This window comes from Amycolatopsis sp. CFH S0740, assembly GCF_004522315.1.
GTDB lineage: Bacteria > Actinomycetota > Actinomycetes > Mycobacteriales > Pseudonocardiaceae > Amycolatopsis > Amycolatopsis nivea.
In genome coordinates, this window is record NZ_SDLS01000002.1 from 118,666 (window position 1) to 137,341 (window position 18,676).

General features: G+C 67.8%; 18 protein-coding genes. 3 read left to right on the forward strand and 15 right to left on the reverse strand.

The window, feature by feature from the left end:
- Nucleotides 1-24: 24 nt before the first annotated feature.
- The 5 genes from ectB to EIZ45_RS03850 all read right to left on the reverse strand — a co-directional run bounded on the left by ectB (nt 25) and on the right by EIZ45_RS03850 (nt 7,152).
- Entirely contained in the window at nt 25-1,275 is a 1,251-nt protein-coding gene (ectB, locus tag EIZ45_RS03830) for a diaminobutyrate--2-oxoglutarate transaminase (RefSeq protein WP_134661918.1), read from the reverse strand.
- Nucleotides 1,276-1,316: 41 nt separating this feature from the next.
- A complete protein-coding gene (ectA, locus tag EIZ45_RS03835) occupies nt 1,317-1,811 on the reverse strand; it encodes a diaminobutyrate acetyltransferase (RefSeq protein ID WP_037808003.1) in 495 nt (164 codons plus the stop codon).
- Between the two features lie 243 nt (nt 1,812-2,054).
- Complete coding sequence (locus tag EIZ45_RS03840; protein WP_134661919.1) at nt 2,055-5,063, reverse strand: patatin-like protein; 3,009 nt, start codon at nt 5,061-5,063, stop codon at nt 2,055-2,057.
- A gap of 47 nt (nt 5,064-5,110) precedes the next feature.
- Nucleotides 5,111-6,355 (reverse strand): DUF445 domain-containing protein, encoded by a 1,245-nt coding sequence (locus tag EIZ45_RS03845; RefSeq protein ID WP_037808009.1) that lies wholly within the window; start codon nt 6,353-6,355, stop codon nt 5,111-5,113.
- A 5-nt stretch (nt 6,356-6,360) separates the two neighbouring features.
- Nucleotides 6,361-7,152, reverse strand: coding sequence for an Abi-alpha family protein (locus EIZ45_RS03850; protein WP_037808011.1), 792 nt, complete (start codon nt 7,150-7,152; stop codon nt 6,361-6,363).
- 91 nt (nt 7,153-7,243) lie between these two features.
- Between EIZ45_RS03850 and EIZ45_RS03855 the strand changes: the two genes are divergently transcribed.
- On the forward strand, nt 7,244-8,026 hold the full coding sequence (locus EIZ45_RS03855) for a hypothetical protein (RefSeq protein ID WP_370318111.1): 783 nt from the start codon (nt 7,244-7,246) through the stop codon (nt 8,024-8,026).
- Here EIZ45_RS03855 and EIZ45_RS03860 read toward each other — a convergent pair.
- The 3 genes from EIZ45_RS03860 to EIZ45_RS03870 are packed head-to-tail and all read right to left on the reverse strand — an operon-like array spanning nt 7,998 to nt 10,178.
- Nucleotides 7,998-8,414, reverse strand: coding sequence for a lipopolysaccharide assembly LapA domain-containing protein (locus EIZ45_RS03860; protein WP_037808018.1), 417 nt, complete (start codon nt 8,412-8,414; stop codon nt 7,998-8,000). The two genes, EIZ45_RS03855 and EIZ45_RS03860, sit on opposite strands and share 29 nt — an antisense overlap.
- 37 nt (nt 8,415-8,451) lie before the next feature.
- Complete coding sequence (locus EIZ45_RS03865; RefSeq protein WP_134661921.1) at nt 8,452-9,582, reverse strand: dipeptidase; 1,131 nt, start codon at nt 9,580-9,582, stop codon at nt 8,452-8,454.
- Nucleotides 9,579-10,178, reverse strand: coding sequence for an alpha/beta hydrolase (locus EIZ45_RS03870; RefSeq protein WP_134661922.1), 600 nt, complete (start codon nt 10,176-10,178; stop codon nt 9,579-9,581). The genes EIZ45_RS03865 and EIZ45_RS03870 overlap by 4 nt, the downstream gene beginning before the upstream one ends.
- Before the next feature lie 84 nt (nt 10,179-10,262).
- On the opposite strand from EIZ45_RS03870, the gene EIZ45_RS03875 reads away from it, so the two are divergent.
- Nucleotides 10,263-10,715: a MarR family winged helix-turn-helix transcriptional regulator gene (locus EIZ45_RS03875; protein WP_043827229.1), complete on the forward strand. Its 453-nt coding sequence runs from the start codon at nt 10,263-10,265 to the stop codon at nt 10,713-10,715.
- 6 nt (nt 10,716-10,721) lie between these two features.
- Here the strand turns inward: EIZ45_RS03875 and EIZ45_RS03880 are convergent, their stop codons facing one another.
- Nucleotides 10,722-11,225, reverse strand: a complete 504-nt coding sequence (locus EIZ45_RS03880) for an RNA polymerase sigma factor (protein WP_134661923.1) — start codon at nt 11,223-11,225, stop codon at nt 10,722-10,724.
- 230 nt (nt 11,226-11,455) lie between these two features.
- Nucleotides 11,456-11,950, reverse strand: a complete 495-nt coding sequence (locus EIZ45_RS03885; protein WP_134661924.1) for a helix-turn-helix domain-containing protein — start codon at nt 11,948-11,950, stop codon at nt 11,456-11,458.
- A gap of 78 nt (nt 11,951-12,028) precedes the next feature.
- Between EIZ45_RS03885 and EIZ45_RS03890 the strand changes: the two genes are divergently transcribed.
- A complete protein-coding gene (locus EIZ45_RS03890; protein WP_134661925.1) occupies nt 12,029-12,670 on the forward strand; it encodes a dihydrofolate reductase family protein in 642 nt (213 codons plus the stop codon).
- 2 nt (nt 12,671-12,672) lie between these two features.
- Here EIZ45_RS03890 and EIZ45_RS03895 read toward each other — a convergent pair whose 3' ends face one another.
- From EIZ45_RS03895 to EIZ45_RS03915, 5 genes are read right to left on the reverse strand one after another with little or no spacing between them, the layout of a single operon-like run.
- Nucleotides 12,673-13,527 carry an amidohydrolase family protein gene (locus tag EIZ45_RS03895; RefSeq protein ID WP_037808033.1) on the reverse strand — a complete coding sequence of 285 codons (855 nt, stop codon included), beginning with the start codon at nt 13,525-13,527 and terminating at the stop codon, nt 12,673-12,675.
- Nucleotides 13,528-13,540: 13 nt separating this feature from the next.
- Nucleotides 13,541-15,103, reverse strand: coding sequence for a benzoate-CoA ligase family protein (locus EIZ45_RS03900; RefSeq protein ID WP_134661926.1), 1,563 nt, complete (start codon nt 15,101-15,103; stop codon nt 13,541-13,543).
- Between the two features lie 10 nt (nt 15,104-15,113).
- A complete protein-coding gene (gene boxB / locus EIZ45_RS03905; protein WP_037808036.1) occupies nt 15,114-16,535 on the reverse strand; it encodes a benzoyl-CoA 2,3-epoxidase subunit BoxB in 1,422 nt (473 codons plus the stop codon).
- A 4-nt stretch (nt 16,536-16,539) separates the two neighbouring features.
- The gene (boxC, locus tag EIZ45_RS03910) at nt 16,540-18,177 is read right to left on the reverse strand and encodes a 2,3-epoxybenzoyl-CoA dihydrolase (RefSeq protein ID WP_134661927.1); all 1,638 of its coding nucleotides are present in this window, start codon (nt 18,175-18,177) and stop codon (nt 16,540-16,542) included.
- 32 nt (nt 18,178-18,209) lie between these two features.
- Nucleotides 18,210-18,647 carry a hypothetical protein gene (locus tag EIZ45_RS03915; protein ID WP_134661928.1) on the reverse strand — a complete coding sequence of 146 codons (438 nt, stop codon included), beginning with the start codon at nt 18,645-18,647 and terminating at the stop codon, nt 18,210-18,212.
- Between the last annotated feature and the right edge of the window lie 29 nt (nt 18,648-18,676).

Below are 18,676 nucleotides of genomic sequence, written 5' to 3' on the forward strand. Positions count from 1 at the left end.
GCTCCTTCTTGTTCTTCGGGGTGGTTACTTGAGGACGGCGGCGACGGACTCGGTGATGATCGCGAGTCCTTCGCTCAGCTCCTCGTCGGTGAGGGTAAGCGGCGGCAGCAGTTTCATCACTTCGCCGTCCGGGCCGGAAGTCTCCATCAGCAGGCCGCGTTCGAAGGCCGCCTTGCAGACCGCGCCCGCGAGCTCGCCGTTCGCGAATTCGAGACCGCGCGCCAGACCGCGGCCCTTCGCGACGAGGTTCGCCTCCGGGTAGCTCTCCACCAGGTCCTTGAAGGTGCTCGCGATGCGCTCGCCCTTGGCCTTGGTCGACTTCTCCAGCTCGTCGTCGCTCCAGTAGACGCGCAGCGCCTCGGTCGCGGTGACGAACGCCGGGCTGATGCCGCGGAAGGTGCCGTTGTGCTCGCCCGGCTCCCAGACGTCCAGCTCCGGCTTGATCAGCGTGAGCGCCATCGGGAGGCCGTAGCCGCCGATCGACTTCGACAGGCACACGATGTCCGGCGAGATGCCGGCGTCCTCGAAGCTGAAGAACGGGCCGGTGCGGCCGCAGCCCATCTGCACGTCGTCGAGGATCAGCAGGATGTTGTGCCGCTTGCACAGGTCGTCGAGGCCCTTGAGCCATTCCAGGCGCGCGGCGTTGATGCCGCCCTCGCCCTGCACGCCCTCCACGATCACCGCGGCGGGCTCGTTCAGGCCGCTGCCGGAGTCTTCGAGCAGCTTCTCGAAGTACATGAAGTCCGGCATCGCGCCGTCGAAGTACTTGTCGTACGGCATCGGCGTGGCGTGCACCAGCGGGATGCCCGCGGCGCCGCGCTTCATCGAGTTGCCGGTGACCGACAGCGCGCCGAGCGTCATGCCGTGGAACGCGTTGGTGAAGTTGATGACCGATTCCTTGCCGGTCACCTTGCGCGCGAGCTTCAGCGCGGCCTCCACGGCGTTCGCGCCGCCGGGGCCGGGGAAGACGATCTTGTAGTCCAGCTCGCGCGGCGCGAGGATCTTCTCCCGGAAGGTCTCCAGGAAGTCCCGCTTCGCGACGGTGTACATGTCGAGCGCGTGCGTGACGCCGTCGCGCTGGATGTAGTCGATCAGCGCCTTTTTCAGGTGCGGGTTGTTGTGCCCGTAGTTCAGCGCGCCGGCGCCGGCGAAGAAGTCGAGGTAGGCCTTGCCGTCCTCGCTGTAGAGCCTGCTGCCCTGCGCCCGGTCGAAGACGACCGGCCACCCCCGGCTGTAACTGCGGACTTCTGATTCGAGCTCTTCGAAGATGCTCATAACGATTTCTTTCGCTCCTACTCGGCGAAATTGACGGGTTATTAGCGGCGCAACGGCCCGATGCGGTAAAGATCCTCGGGTTCGTGCGCCTCCCCCTGCGGAAAATCAGCGACTTCGAACAACCGGCGGTGTTCCAGATCCGCGTTCCAACGCTTCGCGAACGACTCGAAGAGACGGATCGACGCCGCGTTGTCCGGGGTGATCGTGGTTTCCAGGTACCGCACGCCCTCGCCGACCAGACGCGTGTACAGGCTGTCCAGCAACTGCCCGGCCAGGCCTTTTCCGCGTTGCGACGCGTCGACGGCGACCTGCCACACGAGCGCGGCGTCCGGCGCGGACGGCCTTCGGTAAGCGATCACGAATCCGACTGGCTCACCGTCGACGCGGGCGACGACCGAGGTCTCCGCGAAATCCTTGCACCACAACAGGTACGCATACGGCGAGTTGAGATCAAGCTTCTGCGAATCGCGTGCGATTCGCCAGAGAGCGGCACCATCGGCCTTGGTCGGGGATTCGATCAAGTGCTTTCCGGACATACTTTGGAAACGTAACAGAGAATTTTCGCGCCGCCAGCGATCCATGCCACGTCCACCGCCCTCACCAGGGACGACAGGGATACCCCGGTGAGGAGGACCACAAACATGTTTAGCGGCGGAAAGTTCTGGGCATGCGTGCGCCTGGGCCGCACACCATCGGTATGCGACCTGTGACCCCAGACCATGGGCCTTCCGCGGCGCTACCGCAACTCCAGCGCCGGAAAATCGTGGTCTACCTGGGGTTCAGCGTGGACTGTCCGGACGCGACCGCCGCCGCTTCTTCCGGCCGAGCCCGGACAGCGGCGTCCAGACCGCCGGGAGCAGGAGCAGCGCGACCACGACGAGCCACCACAGCGGAGCCTGCCCGCGCCGCCAACCGTCCACAACGGTGCCGAGCCAGCCGAACAACGGCTGCGCGATGGGCGGCAGGAAAGCCGCGAACAGCAACGCGGCTATCACCAGCACGCCCAGCACGGTGAGCACCATTCGCCACGTGCGCCTCAAGGTCAGCAGGCTCACCACGAGGAACACGAGTGCGCCGCCCGCCACCGGAAGGCCGAGCCATTGCAGAACGGATCCGCCTTCGCCGCTGAGCACGAACCCGGCGACCGCGGTGATGGCGGCGGCCACCAGGTTCCATGGCCGGCCCAGCCGCGTCGCGCCTTGCGTGACCCACCACGAACTGCGGCTGCTGAGCTGCGCGAATTTCGCCAGCGGCTGGAGCGTTTTCGGGACCCGGGTGGCTGTGGAAGCGGCATTGAGCCCGGCCGCTCCGGCTTTGACAATCGTTTTGGTGAGCAGGGTACTGCCGAGTTCGCCTTCGAAACGTTCGGCGGAAACCTGACAGGCTTGGAAAGCGCGTTGTGCCGGGTCCTGCTGGCCGGAGTTTTCCGGCTGGGCAGCCGTTTCCCGTTCGAGCGGCCGGGCGGCCATCAGCTTCCGGAAACTCTCCGAAGCCTTTCCGTTGCCCTCCTTCGCATCCGCCTCGGCCTGGCTCGCGAGCACCGGCAGTTCCTCCCGCGCGATGGCCAGCTGCCGCGACTTCGCCAGCACCATCGAGGTCACCGGAAGACTGGTCGGCACCTCCTTGCCGAAGTCGACCGGCGACAGATTCGCGTCCAGGCCAAGGAAAGCCAGTTCGTCGCCCAGTTGCGCGAGCAGGCCGGGCAGGTCCGAGGGCATCCCGTTGTCCGCGGGCGAGGGCGGCTCCCAGCCGATCTCGCGGAACGTCGTCCTTACCTGCTCCCGGAATTCCTCCGGGCCGACGATGTCGCGCAGCACCCGCAGGCGTTTCGGGTCGAGCAGGCACTGCATCAGCCAGCCCGCGCCGTCGATCCGGCCCCACATCCAGTCGTTCGCGCGCCAGGACGCCTTGTAGAACGCGCCGAAGTTGTTCGCTTGAGTGCCGGTCAGCTTGTCCCGGCCGCGGGGGCGCGCCAGGTCCAGCAGCGTCCGGCTGTCCGCGCTCAGCTGCACCAGGTCGACGCGCTGGTCCACCGCCGGCGCTTCGGCCAGCAGCCCGCGCGTCGCCATGTGCAGCAGCAAAAACCGGGCCAGCACGAACCCGTCCGCGACGTCCGCGTTGTCCAAGCCGAACCAGTCCAGCAGCGCCGTCACCGTGTCGGCGGCATCCGCGGACCACTGGTTTTCCTTGCCCGACAACGCTTGCAGCGCCGGAGCGGCCGATCGCAGCGCGCCGGTCACCTCCGGCCACGCCTCGCGGACCGCGTCCGACGCCCCGAGATCCGCCCATTCGGCGGCGAGCTGACCGATCCAGTCCGGCATCGAGGTGCCGGACGGCGGCGGCTCGTGCCGGGCCACCCACGCGGACAGCCGCACGTCGCGAGCCGCACTTCGGCGGGCGGCGTGCATCTTCGCGCGGGCCTCGTTGAGCTGGGTCGCCTGGTCGAGGTCCGGGCCCATCCGGAAGCCCGCGTTGATCAGCTGGATGCCGGTGGCGACCGCGTCTTCCAGCGTCGAGGTGCGGTAGCGGACCATCTCGCCGACCGTGACCGACTCGCCGGGCAGCGTGCTGGGAATCCCGCGGCGCAGTCCGTCGGCGGCGATGTCCTGCAGCAGCGCCGAATTCCCGGCTGCCCACCCACTGTCCTCATCGGACAGTTCGTAGCGGCGGGTGACCGCGCGGACCAGGTCGGCCGCGTCGAGCGCGACCCGGCGGTCGAGGTACGCCCGGTGCACCCGGTCGTCCACCAGCTGCCCGCCGCGCAGGCCGAGCGACGCGAGCGCGACCCGGGTGTCCCTGGCGCGCGTGACGGCGGAGTTGTGCCTGCTCAATTCCTCCAGCTCGACGCTGATGGTCTGGCTCATGATCGTGGAAGCGACCTTCGCCAGCGCGGTGCCGAGCATCGGCGGCTCAGCCGGGTCGCAGGTCATCGGCTTGGCTTCGCCGTCGACCGTCGGGACGACGTACAGCAGCAGCCGCCGCACATCCGTCGACGACGAGCGTTCGAAGATCTCCCGCAACGCGGGCCGCAGCGGTTTGTTCACCAGCACGCCGCCGTCGGCGAGCCAATGCGAACGCACCAGCTCGGTGTAGTCGGTCATGTCCGGATGCAGCCGGTCCGCCGCCTCGGGACCGATCGGCATGCGCGACAGCTCGAACGCACCGGGGAAGGACGCGCTCGACCGGGCGGCGAGCGCGAGCGGACCGTGCACCTGGTTGTTCCACAATGGACCGTCGAAGCGGAACAGCATGCGATGTTCGGTGTCCCGCACCCGGTTTCCGAGCGCGTCGTCGTACTGCGTGGTCTCGCCGTCGAGCATGGTTCCGGTGAGCAGCACGGTCACGTCCGGCGGCTCGGTGGGCACGACGCCGGATCCGGTGATGTCGTGCATCGCCTGGACGAGGCCGCCGAGCAGCACCTTGTCGCCGTTCAGCACCGAACGCGGCCGCGTCTCGCCGGGCTCGCGGATCAGATTCTCCAGCGACCCGGCGGAGAACCAGGTGTCGCGCAAGATCGCGGGCGTCGACCGGTACGCCTCGGCCAATCCGAGACACGCGGCGTTGATGCCGCCCGCGCTCGTCCCGGTGAGCACGTCCAGGCGCACCGAAGCGTGCAAAAGGTCGAGCAGTTTCCGATAGCCGTTACCTTCGTTCGGCGTGCGCGAAGCGTGCAGCAACGCCGACGTCTCGGTAGCGACTCCCCCCATCCACACTGCCAGGCTGGATCCCCCCACCATGGCCATCGCGATCCGGATTTCCTGCGGCCACGGCACCGCCGTCTCACCCATGAGGGTCAGTCTCCCGGCCCGGCCCGCTCCTCCACAAGGGGGCGGATTCAGGAGGCGAGGTGCTCCAGCACCAGAACCTGCGCCTCGCCGACCGCGAACCCGAGCACCGCGCCGGTCGCGATGAGAATCCATTCGTCCTGCTGGAAAGCCGGGCGCAGCAGCTGCTCGAACTCCTCGGGCGACAATTCCTTCATCTTGCCGACCAGGACGTTCCGGATGTCCATCGCGTCGGTGGCGTAATCCTCGATGTAGCGCATGGTGTCCGGCAGCCGGGTCATGATCTGCTCGGAGATGGCGAGCTTCATGTCCTGGTAGCGGCGGCTGCCGATGGCGAAGACCAGCAACGGTTTCGCGACGTTCGCCGCCCGGCCCAGCTCGCGGTCGAGCTGCCGCTGGATGAGCGCGAGCACGCGGTCGGAAAGCGGGCCCTGCAGCACCGCCTCGATGACGTTGTGCGGCGTGATGATTTCTTTCGCGATCAACTCGCCGTACGCCTCGGCGACCTCCGCTCGCCGCTTGAGGAACAGGCCCTGCCAGGTGACGCCGAAGTATTTCTTGGGCTCCAGCGGGTAGAAAATCATCCGCAGCGCGAGCCAGTCGGTGAACCAGCCGGTGAAGAGACCGAACAACGGCATGATCGGCGGGAACTTGAACAGCACCCACGCGACCATCTGGATCACGCCGATCAGGCCGCCGAACACGAGCCCGGAGCGCGCGATGAACTTGAACTCCTCCGCGCCCGCTTCCTGGAAGATCCGGTTGAGCAGCCGTTTGTCCTTGACGAGGCTGGTGACCACCATGCCCTTGAGGTCGAACACACTGTCCACATCGGACTGGATGAGTTCGAGCACGGCCTTGACCATGTGCGGCGATTCGGCCTGCACGCGCTGGATCACCAGCCGCTGCACGCCGACCGGCAGCGATTCCCACAGGCCCGGCTGGTAGTGCCCGGCCACCTCGCGCACGATGTCCTCGACCGCCGCGAGCAGCGGTTTCTCGATTTCCTTCGCGATCCGGTCGGCGTCGAGCCGGGCGACGACCTCGGCCGGTTTGATCAGCTGCTCGGTCATCGTGTCGCAGGCGATGCTCGCCATCCGCGCGGCCCGTTTGGGCACGATGCCCTGCCAGCCCAGGAACGGCTTCACGCCGATGAACTCGACCGGCTGGAACATCATCCGGATCGCGACCAGCTTCGTGCCGTACCCGATCAGCGCGGCGACGATCGGGATGGAGACATACAGCGGCCAGTGCCGGACGAAATCGTCGAGAAGCCTCGAGACGAACTCGCCCATCGGGGTCAGCCCAGGCTCGGGTCGCAGGCCTGCCAGAACTGCGCGCCGAGCCGTGAGACGTGGATGGTGCGGCGGATGATCTTGATCCGCTTCACCTGCTTCTCCACCTCGCGGACCGACTCGTCGGTCAGCAGGATCTCGTACTGCGTCTCGAGCGAGGGCACCTCCTCGTCCAGTTCGACCAGCCCGAGGCCGATCAGCCGGGTCACGTAGCCGGGCACCTGGTCCGGCAGCGACACCCCGGCCGCCTTGCCGACCGTCGAGGCGTTGCGCAGCACGATCCGGCCGGTGCCGCCGATGGCGCTGCGCTCGGCGACGTCGATCGCGGGGAACGGGGAGCCGTCCGACAGCGCGGAGAGGATGCGCGCCTCGTCAGGCGTGAGCTGGCGGAGAATGATCGCGTACAGGTATTCGCGGGCACGCTCGCGGCCGAAGCCGATGGAGTGGTTGAGCAGTTCGGCCATCGCCGCGCGCAGCGGTTCGACGTGGTCGCGGGCGGGCACCAGCGTCACCGTCGTTTCGACGGCGCGGCTGCCGACGTCGGCCCGGTTCATCGCGGACGCCGCGGTCAGCGCCGCGTGATAGGGATCGTCGACCTCGTCGAGGCGGCGGCGCAGTTCGCTCAGCAGTCCGCGTTCGACCTGCTTGAGGCCGCGTTCGGCGGTGTCAATCCCGGGGAGTTTGCGGGTCAGGTCGAAGCCGGTGCGCGCCGCCCATCCGGCGAGCTGGCCTGCCCGGCGGGCCAGGTTGGCCACGTCCTCGGCGGTGCCCCGGCCGTTCGGTCGCTGGTAGTCCACGGGCTGCTCCCCTCACTGTTCGCGCTGATGCTACCTGCGAGTAGGCCGAATGGCCCTGTGATGCCTTGCCGGTGGGTGTTGGATGACGCGCATGACCGCGCCGTGGGGACCGCCGATCGACGTGCTGCCGCTGCTCGTGCGCGAGGAACAGGCGCTGATCGGGGTTCTCTCCGACCTCCGGACGCCCGAGTGGGCCCTGCCCGCGCTCGGCGAATGGACGGTGCACGATCTGACCGCGCACATCCTGGGACTGAAACTCAGGCGGCTCTCGCGGGACCGTGACGGCCACTTCGGCGAGGGGACGTCCTGGGTCTCTGCCTGCCGGCAACTGTCGCCGGAGGTGCTGTTCGCGATGCTCGTGGACAGCACGACGCAGCTGACCGAACTGTGGAAGCACCGCGACCTGGACGAACCAGCCGCGGCGCCGACGTGGCTGACGGTCGCTCGCGATTACGCGGAGCAATGGGTGCTCCAGCAGCAGATCCGGGAGGCGGTGGCAGCTCCGCTGCTCGACGAGCCGGAGTTCCGGACGCCGGTGGTGGACACGTTGCTGCGTTCGCTGCCGCAGACATTGCGGGCGGTGCCCGCGCGGGCCGGACGTCAGGTGGCGTGTTCGGTGGAGGGGGCCGGGCGGTGGACGCTCCGTGCTACCGCGGTGGGCTGGACGATCGACCGCGGTGCCGCGACGTCACGGTCTCCGCTCGCGGCTTTGGCGACCGACGCGGACGCGTTGTGGCGGCTGTGCAGCGGGACGTTGCCCGCGGCGGAAGCCGACGCGCGAGTGCAGGTCAGCGGGGATCCCGCGGTGTGCGAGATCCTGCTGAGCCTGCGGGCTCGCGAGCCCTTCACCGCCGACGCCGTGCCTGCTTCCTGAGCTGCAGGATCCGCGCCCCGCCGATCAGCGCGACCAGCGCCGCGCCCGCGATCGCGGCGAACAGCATCGCCACCGCGAGCGGCATGCTGCCGGACGCGCCGAGGAAGTGGACGGTCGCCGTGTCCAGGTTCTGCAGGATGAACACCAGCAGGAACGCCAGCACGACGATCGCCACGATCACGGCGATCCAGGTGCCGCTGATCCGGGTGGACTTGACCTTGCCCCGGCGGCCCGCGGGTTTCGCGGCGGACGGCCGCGGTCCGGGTTCGGCTCCCGGTGCGGTGCCCGGGGCGGCGTGGTCGAGTGCGCCGGGCACCTCAGTGCCCGGCGCCTCGGGAATTTCCGATTTCGCGGCCTCGTCGGGACCGTCGTTTCGCGCGTGGGACATATCGTGATTGTCCGCCCACTCGCCGTGATGCGCTAATTCAGCGCTTGCCGTCGACCTCGCGCAGCACCCGCAGCGTGTTGCGGCCGGCGAGTTTCGCGCAGTCCTCGTCGCTCCAGCCGCGTTCCATCAGGGCGGCGATGAGCACCGGGTACTTCGACACGTCCTCGAGGCCTTCGGGCAGTTCGCCGACGCCGTCGTAGTCGCCGCCGAGCCCGATGTGGTCGATCCCGGCGACCTCGCGCGCGTGCTCGATGTGCGCGACGACGTCCGCGATCGTCGACTTCGGCTTGGGCGGCGCGTCCCAGGTCTTGGCGAACCGGCCGCGCTGGCCGAGGTCGAGGAACTCCTGCCCGGCGGCCGTCATCGCGTCCCGGAGCTGGTTGTCCCACTCGGTGACCGCGGCGGAGATGAAGGCGGGCACGAAGGTGATCATCGCGACGCCGCCGTTGCCGGGCAGCTGCGCGAGCACGTCGTCGGGGATGTTGCGCGGATGGTCGTTGACCGCGCGGCACGACGAGTGGCTGAAGATCACCGGCGCGCTCGACACCTCGAGCGCGGCGCGCATGGTGCTCGGCGCGACGTGGGAAAGGTCGACCAGCATGCCGATCCGGTTCATCTCGCGCACGACCTCGCGGCCGAACTCGGTGAGACCGTCGTGCTCGGGTTTGTCGGTCCCGGAATCGGCCCAGGTGGTGTTGAAGTTGTGGGTCAGCGTCATGTAGCGGACGCCGAGCCGGCGCAGAATCCGCAGCACCCCGAGGGATTCGGCGATGCTGTGCCCGCCCTCGGCCCCGAGCAACGACGCGATCCGCCCGTCCTCGAACGCCACCTCAGCCTCGTCGGCCGTGGTGACCAGCCGCAGCCGTTCGGGGTAGCGCTCGGCGAGCTGGTAAACCACCTCGATCTGTTCCAGCACCGCGGTGACCGCGCTGTCGCCCTTGAACTCGCACGGGACGTACACCGACCAGAACTGCAGGCCCAACTTGCCTTCGGCGAGTTTGGGGAAGTCGGTGTGCAGCGCCGGCTGCGGCACCGTGAGATCCACGCCAGCCACCGCCTCGACCGGGTTCGGCCCGGCTTTGTCGCGGAGCGCCCATGGCAGGTCGTTGTGTCCGTCGGCGAGGATCGTGGAGGCGAGCAGGTCTTGCGCGCGGGTCAGCTCGGTCATGCCTCGACCCTAGCGAGCCAGGCCTTTGCCGCGCTGATTCCGTCGACGGTCACCTGATGCCCTCCCGGCCAGCGGTGCGTCGCCACGTCCGCATGCCGCTCGCGGAACTGGCGCACGAGTTCGTCGTTGGCGGGCAGGGGAGCCATCGGGTCGTGCTCGCCGTTGGAAAGGAATATGCGAGTTCCGGTGAGATCAAGGCTCGGCAATTCCGGCAATGGAGACATCGACGAGAACAGAATGGCTTCCCGGAGCGCGTCCGGCCGGGTGAGCGCTACCGCCGCGGCGATATTCGCCCCATTCGAAAACCCGACCGCCACTGCCCTGCCGAACCCGTACTTTTCCCGGGCGTCGTTGAGGAAATCCGCCAGCTCGTCCGCCCGCGCCCGGACGTCCTCGTGATCGAACACGCCCTCCGACAGCCGCCGAAACCACCGCGCCGCCCCGTTTTCCGAAACCGGCCCGGTCGGCGCGAGCGTTGCCGATTCCGGACTCAGTTCCCGTGCCACACTGAGCAAATCGTCTGGACCACCGCCGGTTCCGTGCAGGAGAACAAGCACCGGGAGGCCCGGGTCGCCCTCGATGTACCGGTGCATCATCGTCGCTCCTCTGTGGACACCGCTTCCTTCATTGTCCAGGGTAACTTCTCGCGCGCAAGATGTATTCCGGGTAGACTCCGGCAGATGACCCCGGATCCGCAGACGGACGACGACGAGATCGTGACGTGGTGGGGCCTCGTGATCGAGGGCTATCTGGCCACACAGAACGCACTGATGGGAGAAATCGCCGACCGGTTCGGCCTGGCCCCCGCGTCGTTCGACATCCTGCTGCGCCTGGTGCGGTCGCCGGAACACCGCATGCCGATGACCCGCCTGGCCACCGAAGCCGCCCTGTCGAGCGGAGGCTTCACCAAGGTGGCGGACCGCTTGGTCGCCGCGGATTTGATCTGCCGCATCCCGAGCCCGGAAGACCGCCGGGTGACGTTCGCTTCCCTGACCGAGCACGGGTTGGAGGTAGCGCTCAAGGCACGGGCCGCGTGCGCGGAGATCTTGCGGAGGATCGTGCTGACGCCGCTGGGTCCTGATGCGGAGGGGTTGGCGGAGGCGATGCGGACACTTCGCTCGGTGAACGGGTGAGCCGGGTCATGGATAACTGAAGCCCTCGGCCTCCAGCCGACGACGGAGGACCGTCAAGCAGCGGTGTCGGATTCGGCTCACGCTCGACGGCGAGATGCCCAGTTCGGCGGCCAGCTGGTCGTGTCGTAACTCCGGGCAGTGCGCCAGCAGGAGCAGCATCCGCCGGTGGCGTTCCGGGAACTTCTCCACCGCTCGCCACAGCGCAGCTGCCAGTTCTCCGGCCAAGGTCTTCGCCTCGGGTGACTCCGTCGGTTCGTGCGCATCCAGGCACGCGTCATCGACCAACTGCACCCGTGCGCGATTTTCGGCTGCACGGAGCGCGTGCCGCCGCGCGACGGTCGTCAGCCAACCGGCCAGGCCGTTCGGATCCTGCAAGTCCGGCTGGCGGCTGAGCAATTCCAGCCAGGCCGTTTGGCAAGCGTCGTCCACCTCGGCGCGAAATCCCGGGTTCGCGCCGACGATCCGGTTCATTCTCGTCGACAGACGGCGTACTTCGTCCTCGTTCCGCATTCCTTGCACGGGAACGCTGACGGGCCAGGTGGCTCGGCGGATCCGTTTCAGCAGGACGGATGCCGGATTGAGTGATCAACTTCTGCTGGATGTATCCAGGGCCGGGCACGCGTCTCAGACTCACGAAGACGCCGCGGCAGGTCGACAAATCGATGCAAGCAACGGCGCACATTGCTAGCCACGCCGAGCCAAAACCGCCACATCAAGCCAGCGACGTCAAGCCAGCGACGTCAAGCCCGCGCGACAGCCTCCGCATAAGCGGCCGCCAAGCGTTCCGTTGCCGTCGGTCCGTCGCCGTCCGGCCGAGGGATCCCAAGATGCCGCTCCCGCAACTCAGCCATGAACTCTTCCCACAGCGCCGGACCGCCAGCCTCAAGCAGTTCCGCTCGCACGCGCAATTCCGGCGTCGTCGGCCGGTGCCGCAAACCCCAGCTTCCCAGCGCCACCAAAACCGGCACCAGCTGGATCGCCGCTTCGGTCAAGCTGTACGTCGCGCGCTGTCCGCGACCGGCCGAATCGCGGGTGAGCAAACCGGCTTCGGTGAGCGTGCGCAGGCGGTCGGCGAGGATATTCGACGCGATTCCTTCTTCCGACTGCGACTGCAATTGCCGGAAATGCCGCCGGTCGCCGAACATCACGTCGCGCAGGACCAGCAGGCTCCAGCGGTCGCCGACGACCTCGATCGCGGCGTTGATCGGGCACCCCGAGCGCGGGCCGTCCGGCATCGCATACCTCCTCCAAACCACTTGCACTTTACCATCGCCTCCGGCATAGTGCTTGCAAAAGACAAGCAGGGAGTATCGATGCTGGTACGCGTCCAGTGCTTCAACGTTTCCGCCGACGGCTACGGGGCCGGTCCGGATCAAACGCTCGAGCAGCCGTTCGGTCATCCGAACCCGGGACCGCTCTTCGCCTGGGCCGGCGCCACCGCCAGCTGGCCGATGCGCGGCGAACCCGGCGGCACTCGCGGGCTCGACGACTACTTCACCCGGGACATGCACCGCGGTGACGTCGGCGCGGAAATCATGGGACGCAACAAGTTCGGCCCGCACCGCGGCCCGTGGGAGAACCACGACTGGCAGGGCTGGTGGGGCGACGAACCCCCGTTCCGCACCCCGGTCTTCGTCCTCACCCACCACGAACGTCCGTCGATCACCTTGGGCCAGACCACTTTCCACTTCCTCAACACGTCCCCGGAGGAAGCACTCGCGCAGGCGAAGAAAGCCGCTGGCGACAAGGACGTGCGCATCGGCGGAGGCGTCAACACGGTGCGCGAATTCCTCGAAGCCGGGCTCATCGACACGCTGCACATCGCCGTCTCGCCGGTCGAACTCGGTTCCGGGGAACGGCTTTGGACCAGCCCGGACGAGCTGACCGACCGCTACCACCTGGAGAAAATTCCCAGCCCCAGCGGAGTCGTGCACCACCTGTTCTGGCGCAAATAGACTCAGCGCAAGCCGGGCATCAGCCGTAACGCGTTGCCGGACAGCACCCCGTCCAGCACCTCCGCGGGCAACCCCAAATCGGCGACCGCGCGGACGTTCACGGCAGTTCCCGGCACCCCCGGCCAATCCGTGCCGAAGATCCATTTCCGGGCCAACCGCACGAGATCGAACCGCGCGTAATACTCCGGCAGTTTCTTCGGCGGCAGCCCGGCGAGGTCGAGCCACACGTTCGGCCTCGCCTGGGCCATGAACGCCGCCACGTCGTACCACCAGCCCCGGCCGCCGTGCGCGAACACGAAGTTCACCGACGGGAAGTCTTCGACCACATCGGACAGCAGCGAAGGGTCCCCATAGCTGGCACGGGATCCGGGAAACACCGACAGTCCGGAATGGAGGATCACTGGAACCCCGCGTTCGGCGCACAAGGCGTAAACCGGGTACAGCTCCTTGTCCGCCGGAGAAAACGCGCCGTGCACCGGGTGGATCTTCAACGCCACCGCACCCAGCGCGAGCTGCCGTTCCACCTCGTCGACCAGCGGATGGTGCAGGTGCGGATTCACGTTGGCCACCAAGCGAAACCGCTCGGGGTTGTATGCGACCAACGGTAGATTGTCTTCAATCGCCTGGATCCCGGTGGCCCGCGGACTGTATTCGCAAAACAGCAGCACGCGGTCGACGCCCTCCTGCGCCATGAGGTCGTCCATCGCCGCGGGGATCACCGCGCCGTCCGCGTCGTAGACCGTGCGCCACGGGTACTCGCCGGCGAAGTCGCGCGCCCAGTCCAGCCACGCGGGTTTGAGCGTGGGCAGCCGCGGGGTGTGCACGTGGGCGTCCACCACGAAATGCTCGTCGATCATGCCGGCCAGTCGATCACGATTGCGGCTGCGGCACGAGCAGCGACTCGCGCACCATTTCGCGGATCACGTTCCGCCGGATCTTCCCGGTCGCGGTCTTCGGCAGTTCGGCCATCTCGACCACTCCACGCGGCCGCTTGAACGCCGCCAAACCCTCCCGGCAAAACTCGATCAGCTCCTCAGCATCCACAGTGGACGAAGGGGCGGCGACGACGCAGGCCACCGGTTTGTCCAATCCGTCCTCGTCCGGTGCGGCGACCACCGCCACCTCGGCAACCGCCGGATGTTGCAGCAGTCGTTCCTCCACTTCGGACGGAGAGACCCAAATCCCGCCCGCCTTCAACATGTCGCCAAACCGGCCGAGACACGTATACGTGCCATCCGAGTTGCGCACGTAGCTGTCCCCGGTCCGCAGCCACGGACCCTGGAAAACCTGTTTCGTAGTCTCGTATCGCGCCCAATACCCGGTCGCGATGGACGGACCGGACACGAACAGCTCACCCGGCCGTCCCGCTTCCGAAATCACCGCGCCCTGCTCGTCCCGGAGCTCGACGGAGTACCCCGGCACCGCCACCCCGGTGCTGCCCGGCCGCACCGCACCCGGCTGGTTGGACAGGAAAATGTGCAACGCCTCGGTCGACCCGATCCCGTCCAGAATCTCGACCCCGAACCGCTCGCGGAACCGCGTGAACAGCGCCGACGGCAACGGCTCCCCAGCCGAAACCGCGTACCGCACCGAGGAGAACGAGTCGTCCGGCACGTCGCTGGCCAACAGCGCCGCATAGAACGTCGGCACTCCGAAGAACAACGTCGGACGGTCCGCCCGCGCCCGCGCGGCGATGATCCCCGGCGTCGGACGGGCCGGTTCCAGCAGCGTCGTCCCTCCACAAGAGAGCGGGAAGAACGCCGAATTCCCGAGACCGTAAGCAAAGAACAACTTGGGCACCGACAAGAACCGGTCCGAAGAGGACACTTCCAGTACCTGCGCGGCGTAAGTCGAGCACACCGCGCGAATGCTCCCGTGCCGGTGCATCGCGCCCTTCGGCTTGCCGGTCGTGCCCGACGTGTACAGCCACAGCGCGGGCGAATCCTCCCAGGTCGGCGAGGCCACGACGTCGTCCGTCGGGGTCAGCGGCCACCGGTGCGTCCGCACTCCGGCGGGGAATTCCGCCGGGTCCGCCCGGTCGAGCACGACGTCGGTCACCTCGGGCGCACCGGTCAGCGCACCCGCCGCCTGCGCGGAAAACTCCCCGGACACGCACAGCACCCGCGCCCGCGAATCGGCGAGCACCTGACCCAGTTCCAGCCCGGTGACCATAGTGGACACCGGCACCGCGACCGCGCCGACGAGCATCGCGCCGAGGATCCCGCTCAGCAGTTCGACGTCGTCGACCATGCAGAACATGACCCGCTCTTCCGGACGCACGCCGAGCGCGCGCAGCCCGGAAGCGACCCGGTGGGTCTCGGCGGCGAGTTCGCCGTAGCTGAGCGTGCGCCGCGGCGAGACGACCGCGAGCGCGTCCGGACGGCCTTGGCCGAGCAGGTACTCCGCGGCGTTGAAGTTCGCGGGAACCGTCATCGGTGCCCCCTCAGGTGAGGTACACGTACTCGTAGTCGAAAGGTTTGCCGTTGATGCCCTGCCTCGGCGGCGCGACCCAGCTGGCGATCTTCCCGCGCTCGTACACCGGGTGCATGAGCGACCGGACGAACGTCAGGTCCTCGGCCGTCGGCAGCCACTTGTGCCGCGCTGCCTCCCACGTCGCCTCGTCGACGATGCTGCCGTCCGGAGTGACGTGGTGGCCGGAGTTTATGCCCACCTCGCGGTTGAAACCAGGGTGCGGCAACGCGAACCGGAAGTCGATGCCCGCGTCGCCGAGGATCTTGTTCCACCGGTTGACCCCGGTCTGGCAGTCCGCGGTGTACTCGCCGCGCAGGTCGAGATTGAGCAGCAGGATGGCCTGCAATTCCTCGGACGTCCAGGTCCCGTCGTCGCGCGGACGCTCCAGCAGCCTGCTGTCCTCGGTGAGTTTGTGGTCGTCCTTGCGCCGCGTCTCCTGCCAGCGGCCCTTGAGCCCCGCGGTGTAGTAGTTCGCCGCGTTCGTCGACGTTTCACTGCCGAACAGGTCGAGCGACACGGTGTAGTGGAAGTTCAGGTACCGCTGGATCACGTCCAGCGGGATCCCGCCGTGCGACGCGATGTCGTACGTGTCGTGCTCGCGGATGAGCTCGGCGCTGCGCTGCACCACCCGGTCGACGCCCGTGGTGCCCACCATCATGTGATGCGCCTCCTCCTTGAGCATGAACTCGCAGGTGCGCGACAGCGGGTCGAACGAGCTTTCCTTCAACGTGCCGAGCTGGTATTTCCCATCGCGGTCGGTGAAGTACGTGAACATGTAGAACGCGAGCCAGTCGGCCGTTTCCTCGTTGAACGCGCCGAGGATGCGCGGCGCGTCCGGACTGCCGGAGTTGCGCAGCAGCAGCCCCTCCGCCTCGTCCCGGCCTTCGCGGCCGAAGTACGCGTGCAGCAGGTACACCATCGCCCACAGGTGCCGCCCCTCTTCCACATTCACCTGGAAGAGATTGCGCAGGTCGTACAGCGACGGCGCGGTGAGCCCGAGCAGGCGCTGCTGCTCGACCGACGCCGGCTCGGTGTCGCCCTGGATCACGATCAGCCGCTGCAGGTCGGCCCGGTACTCGCCGGGCACCTGCTGCCACACCGGTTCTCCGGCGTGCTCGCCGAATCCGATCCGCCGGTCCGGTTCCCGTTCGGCGAGGAAGATGCCCCAGCGGTAATCCGGGACGTTGACGTGGTCGAAATGCGCCCAGCCGTCGCGGCCGACGCTCACCGCGGTGCGCAGGTAGACGCCCTCGGTTTCCAGCGTGGGACCCATCTCGCCCCACCAGTTCATGAACTTCGGCTGCCAGCCCTCCAGCGCGCGCTGGAGCCTGCGGTCGTCGGCGAGCTGGACGTTGTTCGGAATTTTGGCGTCGTAGTCGATCTTTTCGGGCATCGGTTCAGACCCGCTTCCTGTCGAAGACCGCCTTCTGCCCGGTGCCGTACCGGCGCAGCGCGCCGTCGGGCCCGGAGGCGTTCGGTCGGGTGAAGATCCAGTTCTGCCAGGCGGTCAGCCGCCCGAAGATCTTGGTTTCGATCGTTTCCGGGCCGACGAACCGGTGGTTCGCCTCCATCCCGGTGAGCGCGTCGGGCGACAGCGAGGCGCGGCCTTCCAGCGCGATCCGGATCTCGTCCGCCCAGTCGAGGTCGTCCGGCGCGTCGGTGACCAGGCCGAGTTCGACGGCTTCGGCGGCGCTCAGCGCACGGTCGCGTTCGCGGGCCAGCCACGTCAGGTGGTCGTCGTCGCCGTAGAACCGCGACTGGAGCCGGGACAGTCCGTTGCCCATCGGGAACACGCCGAAGTTGGCTTCCGACAAGGTGATCGACGCGCGTTCCGGCGAGTCCTCGTCGTCGATCGGCGGCCCGTCCAACAGGTACTGCCGGTCCGCCGCGAAGGCCAGTTCGAGCAGGCTGCCTGCGAAGCAGCTGCCCGGTTCGATCAACGCGATCAAGGTGCGGCTGGTGACGTCCAGCCGCTTCAGCGTGCGCTTGTAGTAGTGCAGGATTTCGTTGCTCAGCCAGTCTTTCCCGCTGAGCACGACCTCCTCGTGCGCGAGCACCTGCTCCGGGTCGCCTTCGGTGCGCAGCACCCAGGTGCCGAGTTCCGGTTCGTTCGTGCGCAGCCGCAGGATCGCGTCGTCCAGTTCGCGGGTCAGCCGCAACAGCCAGCCGTCGAGCGCCGGTTCCCCGTCCGGGCCGAGCACGGTGAGCGTGACCAGCGAGTTCGGCCGGTCGTACGCGATCCGGACGTGCCGGTACTCGATGCCGTCGTCGGTCACCGACGGCTCCAGCGGGGCCAGTTCGATCCCCTGCTCAGCGGGCAGCCGGTCGGATTCGGCGGCCAGTTCGTGCGCCCGCGACAGCACCTTCTCGCGGAACCCGACCCGCGGCACCAGCTCGTCCACCAGCCGCCAGTCGACCGCGGTCTTGCCCTTGACCCCGTCCGGCCGCGTCGCGAACACGTCCGCGAGATCCCGGCGGACGCGCCGTTTGTCGACCACGCGGGTGAGCCCGCCGGTGCCGGGCAGCACGCCGAGCAACGGCACCTCGGGCAACGCGACGGTGGACGAGTTGTCGTCGACCAGCAGGATCTTTTCGCAGGCCAGCGCGATCTCGTAGCCGCCGCCGGCGCAGCTGCCGTTCACCGCCGCGACGTAGGTCTGGCCGGAGAACTCGGTGGCGTCCTCGATGCCGTTGCGGGTCTCGTTGGTGAACTTGCAGAAGTTCACCTTCCACTCGTGCGGCGACGCGGCGAGCATCCGGATATTGGCCCCGGCACAGAACACCTTGTCCTTGGCGCTCGTCACGATCACCGCGCGCACCTGCGGATGTTCGAACCGCAGCCGCTGCGTCGCGTCGTAGAACTCGATGTCGACGCCGAGGTCGTACGAGTTGAGCTTCAGCTCGTACCCGGGCACGAGGCCGCCCTGTTCGTCGACGTCCATCTCCAGCCAGGCGACCTCGCCGTCGACGGTCAGCCGCCAGTGCCGGTAAGTGTCCGGATGCCGCTCGAACGTGACAGGTGTGGTGGTGGTCACGCCCTCGATTGTCTACATGGTTTCAACGAACGTCAATGTTGTGTAGACATTTGCCCGGCAACGCTCACCCGGTTGAGCCGCATGGCTGCCCAGCACACGAATACCCACAACGCGAACGCCGCGAACGTGTCGGTGAAGATCGTCGCGAACCAGAACGCCGGGACCTGCGGTACGCCGACGAGGAAATGCCCCGCGCTCGCCAGCCCGGACAGCGAGTAGACCAGCAGAAACGCCAGCGAACGCCAGTACCGGCCCTGCCGGTAGGCGCGATAGCCGAGCACGCCGAACGCGGTGAAGACCACCCAGCTGATCGCCACCACGACCTGCGTGACGGGCACGCTGATCCCGGGCACCTGCGGGTAGTCCGCCGCGCGCACGACGTTGTGGGTGTAGTGCAGGACCGTGCTGACCAGGGTGAACGCCAGGATCAGCCGCAGCGGGCCGAGCCCCTTCTCGCGCAGAACGTCCATGCCGCTCGCCCCCTTGCGATTTGATAGAT

Coding starts and splice junctions, on each gene's coding strand:
- EIZ45_RS03885 (WP_134661924.1), bottom strand. CDS start 11,950: ATGCCGGACGGCCCGCGCTCGGGGTGCCCGATCAACGCCGCGATCGAG.
- EIZ45_RS03865 (WP_134661921.1), bottom strand. CDS start 9,582: ATGACCGAGCTGACCCGCGCGCAAGACCTGCTCGCCTCCACGATCCTC.
- ectB (WP_134661918.1), bottom strand. CDS start 1,275: ATGAGCATCTTCGAAGAGCTCGAATCAGAAGTCCGCAGTTACAGCCGG.
- EIZ45_RS03895 (WP_037808033.1), bottom strand. CDS start 13,527: ATGATCGACGAGCATTTCGTGGTGGACGCCCACGTGCACACCCCGCGG.
- EIZ45_RS03880 (WP_134661923.1), bottom strand. CDS start 11,225: ATGCGGAACGAGGACGAAGTACGCCGTCTGTCGACGAGAATGAACCGG.
- EIZ45_RS03860 (WP_037808018.1), bottom strand. CDS start 8,414: ATGTCCCACGCGCGAAACGACGGTCCCGACGAGGCCGCGAAATCGGAA.
- boxB (WP_037808036.1), bottom strand. CDS start 16,535: ATGCCCGAAAAGATCGACTACGACGCCAAAATTCCGAACAACGTCCAG.
- EIZ45_RS03890 (WP_134661925.1), top strand. CDS start 12,029: ATGCTGGTACGCGTCCAGTGCTTCAACGTTTCCGCCGACGGCTACGGG.
- EIZ45_RS03870 (WP_134661922.1), bottom strand. CDS start 10,178: ATGATGCACCGGTACATCGAGGGCGACCCGGGCCTCCCGGTGCTTGTT.
- EIZ45_RS03845 (WP_037808009.1), bottom strand. CDS start 6,355: ATGGGCGAGTTCGTCTCGAGGCTTCTCGACGATTTCGTCCGGCACTGG.
- EIZ45_RS03875 (WP_043827229.1), top strand. CDS start 10,263: ATGACCCCGGATCCGCAGACGGACGACGACGAGATCGTGACGTGGTGG.
- EIZ45_RS03900 (WP_134661926.1), bottom strand. CDS start 15,103: ATGACGGTTCCCGCGAACTTCAACGCCGCGGAGTACCTGCTCGGCCAA.
- ectA (WP_037808003.1), bottom strand. CDS start 1,811: ATGTCCGGAAAGCACTTGATCGAATCCCCGACCAAGGCCGATGGTGCC.
- EIZ45_RS03840 (WP_134661919.1), bottom strand. CDS start 5,063: ATGGGTGAGACGGCGGTGCCGTGGCCGCAGGAAATCCGGATCGCGATG.
- EIZ45_RS03915 (WP_134661928.1), bottom strand. CDS start 18,647: ATGGACGTTCTGCGCGAGAAGGGGCTCGGCCCGCTGCGGCTGATCCTG.
- EIZ45_RS03855 (WP_370318111.1), top strand. CDS start 7,244: ATGACCGCGCCGTGGGGACCGCCGATCGACGTGCTGCCGCTGCTCGTG.